At 38.3% G+C, this 13735-nt stretch carries 13 protein-coding genes; 7 read left to right on the top strand and 6 right to left on the bottom strand.

Translation table 11 applies throughout. The features are described 5' to 3' along the window. Positions 1-110: 110 nt before the first annotated feature. Together H4J50_RS05100 and H4J50_RS05095 are read right to left on the bottom strand one after the other, a co-directional pair. On the bottom strand, positions 111-428 hold the full coding sequence (locus tag H4J50_RS05100) for a hypothetical protein (protein ID WP_182254852.1): 318 nt from the start codon (positions 426-428) through the stop codon (positions 111-113). Between the two features lie 868 nt (positions 429-1296). After that, entirely contained in the window at positions 1297-1758 is a 462-nt protein-coding gene (locus tag H4J50_RS05095; RefSeq protein ID WP_182254850.1) for a DUF4440 domain-containing protein, read from the bottom strand. 362 nt (positions 1759-2120) lie between these two features. On the opposite strand from H4J50_RS05095, the gene msrB reads away from it, so the two are divergent. The 3 genes from msrB to H4J50_RS05080 are packed head-to-tail and all read left to right on the top strand — an operon-like array spanning position 2121 to position 3600. After that, a complete protein-coding gene (gene msrB, locus H4J50_RS05090; RefSeq protein WP_108454563.1) occupies positions 2121-2564 on the top strand; it encodes a peptide-methionine (R)-S-oxide reductase MsrB in 444 nt (147 codons plus the stop codon). Positions 2565-2567: 3 nt separating this feature from the next. Next, positions 2568-3065: a peptide-methionine (S)-S-oxide reductase MsrA gene (msrA, locus tag H4J50_RS05085; protein ID WP_182254848.1), complete on the top strand. Its 498-nt coding sequence runs from the start codon at positions 2568-2570 to the stop codon at positions 3063-3065. Positions 3066-3072: 7 nt separating this feature from the next. Further along, entirely contained in the window at positions 3073-3600 is a 528-nt protein-coding gene (locus H4J50_RS05080) for a peptide-methionine (S)-S-oxide reductase (RefSeq protein WP_310733253.1), read from the top strand. A 114-nt stretch (positions 3601-3714) separates the two neighbouring features. Here the strand turns inward: H4J50_RS05080 and yihA are convergent, their stop codons facing one another. Continuing rightward, entirely contained in the window at positions 3715-4371 is a 657-nt protein-coding gene (gene yihA / locus H4J50_RS05075) for a ribosome biogenesis GTP-binding protein YihA/YsxC (protein WP_404842742.1), read from the bottom strand. A 195-nt stretch (positions 4372-4566) separates the two neighbouring features. Between yihA and H4J50_RS19430 the strand changes: the two genes are divergently transcribed. Together H4J50_RS19430 and H4J50_RS05060 are read left to right on the top strand one after the other, a co-directional pair. After that, entirely contained in the window at positions 4567-5793 is a 1227-nt protein-coding gene (locus H4J50_RS19430) for a cytochrome c (RefSeq protein ID WP_220466101.1), read from the top strand. Positions 5794-5991: 198 nt separating this feature from the next. Next, positions 5992-6612, top strand: a complete 621-nt coding sequence (locus tag H4J50_RS05060; protein WP_182254844.1) for a cytochrome c — start codon at positions 5992-5994, stop codon at positions 6610-6612. A 287-nt stretch (positions 6613-6899) separates the two neighbouring features. Here H4J50_RS05060 and H4J50_RS05055 read toward each other — a convergent pair whose 3' ends face one another. Beyond that, the gene (locus H4J50_RS05055; RefSeq protein WP_182254842.1) at positions 6900-7394 is read right to left on the bottom strand and encodes an outer membrane beta-barrel protein; all 495 of its coding nucleotides are present in this window, start codon (positions 7392-7394) and stop codon (positions 6900-6902) included. A gap of 235 nt (positions 7395-7629) precedes the next feature. Here H4J50_RS05055 and H4J50_RS05050 point away from each other — a divergent pair, with 235 nt between their 5' ends. Both H4J50_RS05050 and H4J50_RS05045 read left to right on the top strand, forming a co-directional pair. Beyond that, the gene (locus H4J50_RS05050) at positions 7630-8211 is read left to right on the top strand and encodes a HutD family protein (protein ID WP_182254840.1); all 582 of its coding nucleotides are present in this window, start codon (positions 7630-7632) and stop codon (positions 8209-8211) included. Positions 8212-8374: 163 nt separating this feature from the next. Beyond that, positions 8375-9898, top strand: a complete 1524-nt coding sequence (locus tag H4J50_RS05045; protein WP_108454556.1) for a S10 family peptidase — start codon at positions 8375-8377, stop codon at positions 9896-9898. 451 nt (positions 9899-10349) lie between these two features. Here H4J50_RS05045 and H4J50_RS05040 read toward each other — a convergent pair whose 3' ends face one another. Both H4J50_RS05040 and H4J50_RS05035 read right to left on the bottom strand, forming a co-directional pair. Further along, positions 10350-10520, bottom strand: coding sequence for an NF038104 family lipoprotein (locus tag H4J50_RS05040; RefSeq protein ID WP_182254838.1), 171 nt, complete (start codon positions 10518-10520; stop codon positions 10350-10352). Positions 10521-10843: 323 nt separating this feature from the next. After that, positions 10844-13714: a pitrilysin family protein gene (locus H4J50_RS05035; protein ID WP_182254854.1), complete on the bottom strand. Its 2871-nt coding sequence runs from the start codon at positions 13712-13714 to the stop codon at positions 10844-10846. Between the last annotated feature and the right edge of the window lie 21 nt (positions 13715-13735).

Raw genomic sequence — 13735 nt, 5'->3', positions numbered from 1 at the left:
GTGCAACTATTTCAGTTCTGATATCGACATGTTTTTTATGGCAGGCTGAGCAATCGGCATTGTGAAAATCAATTGTTCGGGTTGGCATGATAAGCTCTCACTTGATTGAGTTAATGAAAAAAATCGTTTGGTGCCAAATTCAATTGGGTGATCTGCTTAGGACTGAAGCCGTGGCGAAGGAGTTCGAAGTCTTTCATCTGCACCTGAGATTTTTGGCCTTCGCCAATAACTTGATAAAGGCTACCACTGGCAGTTTTGATTAGCTGGTTGTGAGTTGAGATTTTTACTATTTTTGGTGTACTAATGTAATCGCCTTTAGCGAATCGGTATGTCATGTCATCGACACAGATACCCCATAAAATTTTACCGATCAATTCTTCACCTTCAGAAATAGACACGATGTGCCAGTTTTTAACGACTGTATTCATGCTCTGAACTCCATCAATATTTTAGATGATCATAGAAGAAGTTCAGTTAAAAAGATAATCAAAGCGTGGATCTAATCTCGACTTTTTCCTCTGAAATAGGCGTTGGCGATTGACTGCTGCTTTGGTCATGATCAGACAACTGAACATTTTGTTGGTCATTAATTTTACACATATTAATTAAAATACAGATCATTAAAAGATACCTTGTTTCACCGTTATGCGTATGTTGTTTCAGCTTAAAATGTCTGCTGTTCCAAAGGGTAGTATTTGGTGTACCATTTGGATGAGAATTAGCCTCGCATCCTTGTGACCTGATGATTCGTGTTTGTGAGGCTTTTTGTTAGCTGTAAGCTTGAAACCTGTACTGGAAGAGTTTTGTTATTTAATGAGTAAATAGTTATTATTCTCATATTATTAAGTGGTTAGGTAAGCCAAGGCTAACGTCCGGTTTCGTATAAAAGTGATCGTTAGGCGGGATGACTTTTATTCGTAAATTAGTTCTTTGTGGCAAAAGTGATCATTAGAAGCCAATCTCATTTAGTGATTGGTAGTCTCAAACATTATGCGCAGTCACACTTCGGATATTCTCATTTATTGACACCATTCTCATTATTTATGACACCTCCACACACACATAAAAAAACACCAAATATAATTAACTTTAACTTTTTTAGAGTAAAGGCTTTACTTTTATAGAGTGGTTACTCTATAATTACTTCGTTCTCTTTTGAGACCTGTTGTAATAATTTTGAATTCTAGCTTCCCCAAGCTTCTATACCGATGGCCAATTTAGCCATCGGTTTTTTTATGCCTAAAATTCGACATCAACCGTCTCTTGAAAAATTTATTCAGACTACCTAATAAGCTGTTAATGCTTTTTATGCTCGTCTGCACAATGCCAAGAGACAAACTTCCATGATTTTTTATCTTTTACTAGCACATCACTACAGCGACCATGAGTAATTTTTTGATCGCCTTTTTTTGAGGTAGTGCCATTAGAATAGTAATAATGAGCAACGGCGGTGTCGCCATGTACAACAATTGCAGTTGGGCTATACTCTGCAACATTATTGATGGTTCCATCTCCAAGACTAAAGTTTTCCCAGCGTTTTATTGCACTTCTAGTTCGAGGCATTGGTGTACTGTTGCCCCAAACTATGGCGTCTTCGGTGACCCATTTATCAGTCCAGTTGTTATCACGTTTATCTATATCTTCATACGAAGCTAAAACAACATCCCACACTTCGGTTTGTTGTTTATTCCAACTTTCGGCATGCGCGTTAAAAGCGGCAATAGTGACTATTAATGCTATGGTAAGTTTAAAATTCATTTTTCTTTCCTTGTAATGTTTCGACAAGGCCTACTAAACAACTTACTTCTAAGTAAACTCGAATTTGCGATTATCGCCCATTAAATATAGCAGCTATATATTTTTAGGCTGATTTATACTGGAATTAACGCGATTCTTTAATGTTATTAAGACTTACTTATAATGATCTATTATTTACTTCGACAAGTATTAACGCTTGTAAACCTTGTTATATGGAAATTTTACTCAATATAGTTTCAATACATTGACGAATTAATACTTAACTTTCCGGTCTATTGTTAAGCAGTAATGTACAAGATAATATTTCATTCATTTATTGCTTTAATAAATTATTAATCGTCATCAAACAATGAGGAGTTCTTATGTCTCAATATACAAAATCAAACGATGCTATTGCGGGCTTAACCGCTGAACAATATAGAGTTACACAAGAAAGCGGCACTGAGCGCCCTTGGACTGGTGAGCTATTAGAAAACACCGCACCTGGAATTTATGTTGATGTTGTTTCAGGAGAGCCATTGTTTGCCTCAGCAGATAAGTTTGACGCTGGCTGTGGCTGGCCAAGTTTTAGCAAACCGATTGAAAATACCAATGTAAATGAACTTACCGACGATACTCATGGCATGGTGAGAACAGAAGTTCGGTCTACACATGGTGATAGTCATTTAGGCCATGTATTTACCGATGGTCCGGTTGCACAAGGTGGCTTAAGGTACTGCATTAATTCTGCTTCACTCAAATTTATTCACCGTGACAATATGATCGATGAAGGCTATGAAGCGTATTTACCACAAGTAGAGGGATAACATATGACCATTGAACGAGCCGTACTAGCCGGTGGTTGTTTTTGGGGTATGCAAGATTTAATTCGCCGATTGCCTGGCATTACAGAAACCTGTGCGGGTTACACCGGTGGTGATGTTGAAAATGCCACTTACCGCAATCACGGTAATCATGCAGAAGGTATTGAAGTTTATTTTGATAATACTGTGATCGGGTATCGAAAAATTTTAGAATTATTTTTTCAAATACATGATCCTACTACAAAAAATAGACAAGGCAATGATCTAGGCAGTGAGTATCGCTCCGCTATTTATTATATTAGTGAAGAGCAAAAAGCCATGGCGATAAAAACCATTGCTGATGTTAATGCTTCTGGTTTGTGGCCGGGTGAAGTGGTTACTGAAGTTGAACCAGTTGGCGATTTTTGGCAAGCTGAAGTTGAGCATCAAGACTACTTACAACGCGTGCCAAATGGTTACACTTGCCATTTTCCAAGAGCTGATTGGGTACTGCCTGAACAGTGAGGCTAAAGTGGCAATAAGTAAAGTAGGTTTAGGTGGTGGTTGTCATTGGTGTACCGAAGGTGTTTTTGCATCTTTGAACGGCATTGTTAAAATCAATCAAGGCTGGATATCTTCATCTGGTTCAAATAGTCAGTTTTCTGAAGCTATTGAGGTATATTTTGAGCCTGATGTTATTTCACTCGCTAATTTGGTCAGCATACATTTACATACACATGCGTGTACTGCTGATCACTCAATGCGTCACAAATATCGCTCTGCTATTTATACTTATAGTGCTGAACAGGCGAGTAAAGTTGATATAGTTTTACGCCAATTACAAACCGATTTTAATGAAAAAATTATAACTCAGGTTCTGACCTTTTGTGCGTTTAAAGCCAACAAAATCGAGCTTACTGATTACCTTTATAGCTCACCAAACCGTCCTTTTTGCCAACGTTACATTCACCCAAAGTTAACGCTGTTATTGCAGCGTTTTACTCAACATGTAAACCATGAAAAGTTAAACGATTCAGCTATCAATTTTTCGAAAAAGTAACCTGTTGGTCTTTCAACATTGATATTAAATTGACTAACGAGTTCAAAAGATAAAACTTATAAAATAGAAACGCCCCGATAATTCGAGGCGCTTGTATAATCAATTATGTGGTAATTATTCTTCGATTAACGGCTCATCGCTAAGCTCATTTAACGCTTGAATATTTTCATCTTGAAACCAATCACAAATAACTTTATCTGCTTGTTCTGAACCACTGCGCTTTAATGACGAAAACGCCTGCACTTTAATATCAGCGTTTAATTTTGCGAGTTCTTTTTTAACGGCAAGTACTTGTGCACTGACTTTACCCTGAGAAAGCTTATCGCTTTTTGTTAACAACGCTAACACAGGTAGATCACCGTCTGCGGCCCATTGAATAAGGTCCATATCAAGATCTTTCAACGGATGCCGTATATCCATTAATATAACTAAACCCTTAAGGCATTCGCGTTTTTCTAGGTATTCACCTAATGCTTTTTGCCACTTTTTTTTCATTTCCATGGGTACTTTGGCAAAGCCATAGCCGGGTAAATCAACTAAGCGCTTATTTTCGGCAATTTCGAAAATATTTATCAGTTGAGTACGGCCAGGGGTTTTACTGGTACGCGCAAGGCTTCTTTGATTAGTTAATGTATTTAACGCACTTGATTTACCTGCGTTAGAGCGACCTGCAAATGCCACTTCAATACCACTATCTGCGGGTAAACGACGGATATCGGGTGCGCTAAGTGTAAAGGTCGCTTTGCTAAGATGAATGGCTGTAGATGACAAGTTTAGATCCAACTGTATAAGTAAAAACGGCATTATATCGTTTTTTCACATTAAAGATGCAATTGTATTCAATTTTTGCTAAAAAAATTAGCTAAAAACACCTCTAAAGTGCGTTAATGGTGTATGATGTTGCCGATTTTCCGGCTTATTGAATGCATTCAATAAAAAACACAAAAGCATGTTGAGAGTTTAGTTATGAAACATATTTTAACTTCTTTGATTTTAACACTACTGAGTATTAATTTTGCTGTAGCTGCATCCGGCGATGCTGATGCAGGCAAAACTAAAGCAGCAACTTGTGCTGCATGTCATGGTTCTAACGGTATTGGCGCTAGCGATACATTTCCCAACTTAGCAGGTCAACATGCTGATTACATTGTTAAACAGTTACAGGCTTTTAAATCGGGTGATCGTAAAAACCCATTAATGGGTCCAATGGCAGCACCTTTATCTGAACAAGATATGGCTGACTTAGCGGCATATTTTTCAGGTTTACCGCACGATGGTTCAAGCAAAGGTGGCGACTCTGCTGATGCTGGTTCAACAGGAAGTGCTGCCCCTGCAGCCTATATACCTAGCCCAGCAGCAGGTAAAAGCTTATATGAACTTGGCGATCCTTCTCGAAATATTGCCTCTTGTATAGGTTGTCACGGCAATGAAGGTAATAGCGAAGTACTGATTTACCCTAATTTAGCTAATCAACACCCAGAGTATATTGCTAAACAGTTAATGAACTTTAAAAACAAAAGTCGTAACAACTACGCAATGAATCAATTTGCTGGCAATATGACCAACGATGACATTGCCGATATGGCCGCTTATTTTGCTGACCCCGCTGCCGTAGCAAACGTAGTACCACGCAGAGTAACGCCTGCAGCACCAATTACTGCTGAAGTAATTGCAGGTAAAGCTAAATCAGCCACTTGTGCTGCTTGTCATGGCGCTGACGGTAACAGTCCTGTTGCTATCTACCCTAAACTTGCTGGTCAAAGTGCTGATTACCTCATAAAGCAGTTACAAGAATTTAAAGCCGGAACACGTGAAAACGCAGTTATGGGCCCAATGGCCTCAGCGTTAAGCGATCAAGACATGTTAGAAATTGCGAGTTATTATGCCGCACAAAAAATAGCAACGGCAGAGTCAGCTGGTTCTGACATCGGTAAAAAGCTGTATTTTGGTGGTAACGTTAAGCGCAAAATCACGGCTTGTGTTGCATGTCACGGTGCTAACGGTAAAGGCATGAATAAAGCTGGCTTTCCAACGATTGCAGGTCAAAACGAATCGTACCTTAAAGCGCAATTGATGAACTTTAAAAAAGGTGAGCGTAATAACGATTACAATACCATGATGCAAAGTGTTGCTTCTAAGCTTTCAGATAGCGATATGACTGAGCTTGCAAAATACATGGCGTCAATGAAATAGCGTTAACCTAAAGCTATTGATAAAAACCGCATTAATTGCGGTTTTTTGTTTTTATACGGTGAGTTATGAGACATTTAATTGATTTTTTTCACCTCATTATTTCACAATCATTAAATTCGTGTAGAATGCAGAAGCAATACCTTAACAAATTTTAGCCGTAAACCTTTATCGTGTTTACGACAAGCAGAGACTAAACCAATGAAAAAATTTATCATTACTATTTTATTAGGATTAAGTGCAGTCATTACCGCCAATGCAGCGGAAGGTAACGCTGAAGCAGGTAAAAACAAATCAGCAATGTGTGCTGCTTGTCATGGTTCTGACGGCAATAGCCTTGTACCTATGTATCCTAAATTAGCAGGCCAAAGCGCTAATTACTTAGTAAAACAGCTAGTTGAATTTAAACAAGGCATGACCTCAGGTGGTAAATCTGGTCGTGTTGACCCAGTAATGGGTGGCATGGCAATGGCACTTAGCGAACAAGATATGGCTGACGTTGCTGCATTTTATGCTAGCCAAAAAATAACCGCAGGTACTGGCAAGGCAAACGCTTTAGGTAAAAAACTTTACTTAGGCGGCAACGCAGAAATGGAAGTTACTGCATGTGTTGCTTGTCATGGTATTAACGGTAAAGGCATGCCAAGTGCTGGTTTCCCTGCTCTAGCTAGCCAAAATGCTGACTACTTAAAAATTCAATTAGAAAAATTTCGTAATGGCTCACGTAATAATGATCTTAACGGCATGATGCAAGGTGTTGCGGCGAATTTAACTGATGATGAAATTGCTGCGCTATCGCAGTATATGTCGTCTTTGAAGTAATAGCGTTTGCGAGTTAATTCGCACTTAAACGTATAAATTAAGCAGTGTTTATCACTGCTTTTTTGATCTTGGATTTTTTTATCATGGTTTAGGTTACATTGGTAAATTAACGCTGAGCATTTTAAGGTTATTAACGCTCAAAGCGCTTTCATTCCATATGTTTTAAGTTGGTTGATTTTAGCCGTTGAATGTAATGCCTAACGTAAATATATAGTTATTTACGTTAGGCATATAAAAAGGGAAGCGCTATGGCTTCCCTTTTCAGTAATCAAGTAGAGTTTAAAAACCTAAAAAGCGTATTTAAAGCCAACAGTGAAAACATCTAGTCCGTCGTAATTTTCAAATGAAGCTTCAACACTGGTTTTTTCGTTCAGTTTTTTACCTACACCAGCACCAAAACCAAACTCCCATTCGTCGTCGCTGTAGCTATTACCGCTGAAAGTAGCTTTCGCATCTATATTAGCGTAAGAAGGCATGGCATAAGCATAAAAGCCATTATCGAAGTTATACTGACCACGAACAGAAAGTGTTGTGAACCTTTCAACTTCAAGCTTAATACCGCCCATATTATCGTCAGAAATACCCGTACCTAAACGTAATTCAGGTATAAAAGATAACTTACTACCCTCTTGAGCAAATTCATAAGCAACTGAGCCAAAGATAACACCTAAAGAAAGGTCGTCATCTGATAAGTTTGCATAGCCTGCACCCGCCGACCAGTTAGCAGAGGCCGTTAAAGGTAATACAACTAAAGAAAGTACAATGAGTGATTTTTTAAACACAATAATATCCTTTTATTATTAAACAAAAATTAAATCAAATTGGAAAGTGCGCATGCTATCAATGCGACTTTTGTTAGGCAATTAATTTTTTGTTATAAGTTTATACAATACGTAACAAGTTATGTCTTTAGCGAAAATAGTCGCTATTAAACATGACTTATCGCAGGCATATTAAGAAATTTCGCGCTATTATCGACACATGTTTTTATTCGCTTTTTTATTCAGGATGCCTCATATGATCGACATTATTAAACCTTCACAATTTAAAACCGTACCTTGGAAAAACGGTAAAGGCGAAACGGTTGAAATGGCGATAAACCCTGGTGGAACTTTAGATAATTTTGACTGGCGCTTAAGTATGGCAAGCGTAGTGGAAAACGGTATTTTTTCAAACTTCACTGGCTATACTCGTAACTTAATTTTAATTGACGGTGATGGCATTAACTTACAACACAACGATAACAAAATTGATCGACTAAAAAATTTACTCGATGTTGCCACGTTTGATGGTGGCAATAAAACCGTTGGCAACTTACATACCAATGAAATAACTGACTTTAATATTATTGCCCGTACCTCAGCGTTTAATACTAACGTCAGCTGTCAAAAAAATATAACCAAGCATATGCTAGAAAAAAGCGACTTATGTTTTATCTACAGTCTATTTAAAGACGCAACGCTGTCCATTAAAAGCACACAGGAAGTTATCACCTTACCTTGCCAGCATTTAATTAAAATAACCGACCTAGAAGCAAATAATGTTGCTATAACCGGCGAGCATTTAATTATTGTTTATCTCAATCGTTGCGAACATTAAACCATCCTTTTATAGAACGAGGCACTTAGGTGTTTTTTCATCAGGTTAACGGTTATTAATCGCTATAATTACTCGTTCTAACTTTTAAATATGACTTTTTCTTTTTGCTGTCGTAGGCTCAATATACATACAGCAAAACACACCTAACATTGGGAATATTCTGATGACAAGTCGACACTTTATAACCTTAACAGCTTTACTCTTATTGTTATCGCCGATAGCAAACGCAGAGTTTGAGCGCAAAATTGTTATTGATGAAAGCAAAACCAGTAGCCATAGCACAAAAGTTAATGGTAAAAAGTTTGATTACACCGCAACCACTGGTACACAGCCAGTTTGGGATGAAGAAGGTAACCCGATTGCCAGCCTTTTTTATACCTATTACCAACGTTCAAAAGTAAAAGATAAAGCCGCTCGTCCTTTACTTATATCTTTTAACGGCGGCCCTGGCTCTGCTTCTGTTTGGATGCATGTCGCTTATACCGGTCCTAAAGTACTTAATGTAGATAGCGAAGGCTTTCCATTACAACCTTACGGCGTAAAAACCAATGAGTTTTCAATTTTAGATACGGCTGACATCGTGTTTGTTAACCCTGTTAATACAGGCTATTCACGAGTTTTACCCAATAAAGAAGGCAAAATGCCATCAAAGGCTGAGCAAAAAGAAATGTTCTTTGGCGTAAATGCTGATGTTAAGTACTTAGCTGATTGGGTTAATACCTTTGTTACTCGCAATAACCGCTGGCAGTCACCTAAGTATCTTATTGGTGAGAGTTACGGAACAACACGTGTTTCAGGCTTAGCGTTAGAATTACAGTCTCGACAGTGGATGTATCTAAACGGCGTTATTTTAGTGTCTCCTACTGATATTGGTATTAAACGTGAAGGACCGGTTAAATCAGCTAACCGCTTACCTTATTTCGCAGCAACAGCCTGGTATCACAAAGCACTGGCTGATGACCTACAAAATAAAGACTTATTAGAAATATTGCCTGAAATTGAAAAGTTCACGCTTGAGCAATACCTACCTGCACTTGCAAAAGGTGGCTTTATTGCAGCAGATGAAAAACTACGCATCGCTAAACAAGTAGCTCGATATTCTGGCTTGTCGTTACAAGAAGTACTGCGTAATAATTTAGATATTGAAGCCTCTTACTTTTGGAAAGAAATACTGCGTAACCGCGAACAAACTGTCGGCCGTTTAGATTCACGTTATTTAGGTATTGATGAAAAAGTGACTGGCAGTCGTCCTGATTACAACGCCGAGCTAACCTCTTGGTTGCACAGTTTTACACCTGCGATTAATTACTACTTACGTGAAGAGCTTAATTATAAAACTGATCTTAAATATAATATGTTTGGTAATGTGCACCCGTGGGATAGAACTAACAATAATACCGGTAAAAACTTACGTTTAGCCATGGCACAAAACCCGTATTTAAACGTAATGATTCAATCTGGTTATTACGACGGGGCGACTAATTATTTTGATGCTAAATATACCTTATCGCAACTCGACCCAAGCGGAAAAATGAAAGACAGACTTTCATTTAAAGGCTATAAAAGTGGCCACATGATGTATTTACGCTATCAAGATTTAGAAGCATCGAATCAAGATATTCGTGAGTTTTTAAAAGCAACTTTACCCAATAAAACCACACCAGCGAAATATCAAAGCAAGCCTTAAACTGAAACAGTACTGGGTTTATTAATCAGCGTTGTCGGTGCCAAGACTGACAACGCTATGTTTTTTTTGGCTCAGCTTAGGTTTATCTTAGTTAAGTTAAGTTAAGTTAATCACATCAATTTACTTGCACATTTTTCCCTGAAACCACTACAAAACAAAAACCCTTTAAAGGTACTTGATGTACGTTAATTGCGTTTAGCTATGTTTATATTTTTAGCTGAGGTTAAGTTGGATTTAAGTTAGGCTTAAGTTAGGCTTAAGTTAGGCTTAAGTTAGGCTTAAGTTGGGCTTAAATTAGGCTTAAATTAGGTAAGTGAACAATTAAAGGACCACTGAAGTAGAAAGGAAAGAGTGAATCAACACTCTACAATCATTATCAAATCTATATGTCTGAATTTTTTAACAGCAACTAAGTCACAAAATCTCTGTCGTTATTATCGTCGCCTGTTAGTTACTCTTCGTCATCAATAATATCGGGGGTAACTGTGTCGACAACATCGACAGCGCCACCCACAACGGTTGTAGTTACACTTACCGCCGCTGACACAACAGTAACCGCAACACAGCCTGATAGACTAAAAAGTACATAAAAAAATAAAAAACCTTGTGCGATTTTTTTCAAAACAGCCTCTGCAAATGAACGAATATCTATATTTAATCAGAATACGATAATTAAATGATAAATCAACAAATGAATTAAGCTAGCTATCATCAATTAACTAGCTTCTTGTAGTTAAGTTATATGAAGTGATGTGATGTGATGTGATAGTAGTTTAGGATATTTTATCCTGAGCAAGCATTTAGTCTTCTTGGAATGCTGCTAGTGCAAATCTAGCTTTTGATTGGGCGGTTCAGAATTCAGACAATAATTTATCATATAAAAACGGCTGCCAATCGGCAGCCGTCGATTTATACAAAACGCTGAGCTAGTTGAAATAAATTAAACTAAATTTCGTAATTAATGACTTGGTAGCCTAACGCTTCTAGTTGCGGTTTTAAGGTTTTAGCATCGCCCACGACTACCATTAACATTTCACTTAAGTTTAAGTGTTTTTTCGCTAAGGCATTAATCTCTGCTTTGCTAATGTTCGCGACAATATTATTACGCTCTTTCACAAAATCAGCCGTTAAGCCATGTTCTAAAATTTGCGCTAAAAATCCTAATTTACGGCCAGGGGTTTCATACTTTAAGGCATCCTGTTGATTAATCGCATTACGCATAAAGGCTAACTCTTCATCACTTATACCTTGTTCAGCGTAGCGTTTGATCTCTGTAACAAACTCAACAATCGATTTATCGGTTACGTCTGCACGTACTTCGGCGCTAGCGGTAAATGTTCCAGAAAATTTATCGCCATAAAAGTAAGACCGTGCGCCATAGGTATAGCCTTTATCTTCACGTAAATTTAAGTTGATGCGACTATTGAATGCTCCGCCTAACGGAAAGTTCATCAGATAAGCACGATAGTATTCACCGGTAACGTCTTGAGTAAGTGACCGCTTACCAATGCGAATGGCCGATTGCGCTGCGTTATCTTTATTGACTAAATATATAACGCCTCGTTTTGCTTTAGATTCAGGTAAGTTTAATAACAGCGACTTTCCTTCACCGGTTAGTGGCTTAAATATACTTAACGATTCCAAGACACTATTTTTATCTAAATCTGATACCAGTATTATTTCACTGCCTTTAGCTTTAAATTGTTGTTGATAAAGTGCTTTAATATCATCTAATTGAATATTCGCTAATGAGGCTTCTGAGCCATTACTAGAGGTTGCAGCAATGTTGTTCGCATGAAGTAATTGGCGATATGCATTTGAAGCTAAATAACCTGCATCTTTTTTACCGTTAATCGCACCTTGAATAGCGTTGTTTTTATTACGGTCAAACTCACTTGGCAAGAACGCTGGTTTGGTAAGTTTTTCATAAACTAACGCGAGTGTGGCATCAATGTGCTTAGTTAAGGCATTTATATTAACCGACAAATACTGATTACCCGCTGAGATACTTACCGAAGAACCGAGTTTTTGTAAGGCTTTACTCATATCTTCCGCGCTGTGCTGAGTAGTTGACTCGTTTAACATTGCCGCTAAAAGTGCTGCCGTACCGGCTTTGTCTTTATGCTCAAAGTAATGGCCCGCAGGGATTTTAATCAACATTGACGTTGTAGGTGTTTCACTACTTTGCGTTGCCAACACCTTAATACCGTTTGCAAAAGTTTCTCGCCACATTTGTGGTACATCAACCGCTTTATTGGCACCGGTAACTGGCATTAGGCTACGGTCAAAATTATCTGTCGCTTTACGCACGTGTAGATCGGTATCGGAGGTAACAGTCAGCTCAGGAATAACACGCGCAGCAGGTGTAAAGTTGTCTTGGGCGGCAACTAATGCCTTTTGTCCTTTAGGCACTATGCTCATGATCACGCCATGTTTATTTTTAATATATTTTTTATAAACACGCATAACATCAGCTTTAGTTACATTGGCATAACGGGTGATATCTTGTTCAATATAGTTTGGATTACCTTTAAAGGTTTCGTTCGCTGCTAGTTGGCTTACTTTGCCGGCAACACTTTGTAACCCGAAAATAAAGCCGGCTTCCATTTCAGCTTTGGCTTTAATTAAATCGTCGTCTTCAACACCACGGGCTTCGAATTCAAGTAACGTGTCACGAATGACTTTTTCCATATCGGTTAAGGTTTTACCTGAAGCCGGATGCGGTAAAGCTAAAAGATTAAAAGTACACGCGAGTTCAGCACAAGGATGGCTAACTGATGCTTGAACCGCTAACTGATTTTTGACCAAATTCTTATACAGTAATGAGGTTTTTCCACCGCCTAAAATACTCGACAATAAATCTAATGCAGCTTCATCTTTATGCCTAACGCTCACCGTTGGATAAGACATATACACTAAAGGCAGATGCACATTATCTTCCATAGAAATATAGCGATCGGCGTCAATGGTAAATTGTGGTTTTGCTGGCATGTTAACTTCAGGACCACGTGGAATGCTGCCAAAATATTTATTCACCATCGCTAAGGTTTCAGCAACATCTAAATCGCCGCCTATGGTTAAAGTGGCATTATTTGGACCGTACCAACGTAAGAAAAAGGCTTTTAAGTCATTAACGTTTACACGATTTAAATCTTCAATATAGCCTATTGTTTGCCAAGAATACGGATGACCAACAGGATACATAGCTTCAGCAACGCGCTCTCGTAATAATCCATACGGACGGTTTTCGTAGCTTTGACCTCGTTCGTTTTTTACCGTTTCACGTTGTATTTCAAACTTTTCTTGAGTTACTGCATCAACTAGAAACCCCATGCGGTCAGCTTCAAGCCAGAGCATTTTTTCGAGCTGGCTAGCTGGCACCGTTTGAAAGTAATTCGTGCGGTCGCTGTTAGTGGTACCGTTCATGGTACCGCCAGATTCTGTCACTATTTTAAAGTGTTCATCATCTGCGACATTTTCTGAACCTTGAAACATCATATGCTCAAAAAAGTGTGCGAAACCTGACTTGCCAATATCTTCTCGGCCCGAACCTACATGGTAGGTCATATCAACGTGTACAAGCGGATCAGACTTATCTTGATGCAATACGAGCGTTAAGCCGTTTTCAAGGACATACTTTTGATAAGGGATTACCGTTTTACCTGCTTTACTTTCAACACGCTCAACAAACGTTACGCCAGAAACCGTTATTGGTGATTCTGCAAACTCTGTTTGTTTGGTATTTTCACATGCCGTTAAACCCGCTAATAACACCGGTAGCATCCATTTACTCAAAATATTCCCCTTTATATACATCAATTATATTTAGCTAATTCA

It is taken from the genome of Colwellia sp. 6M3, from assembly GCF_014077595.1.
Classification (GTDB): Bacteria; Pseudomonadota; Gammaproteobacteria; order Enterobacterales; family Alteromonadaceae; genus Cognaticolwellia.
Note: the sequence above shows the minus strand (reverse complement) of the source record. Positions and strands in the feature narration are given on the sequence as shown.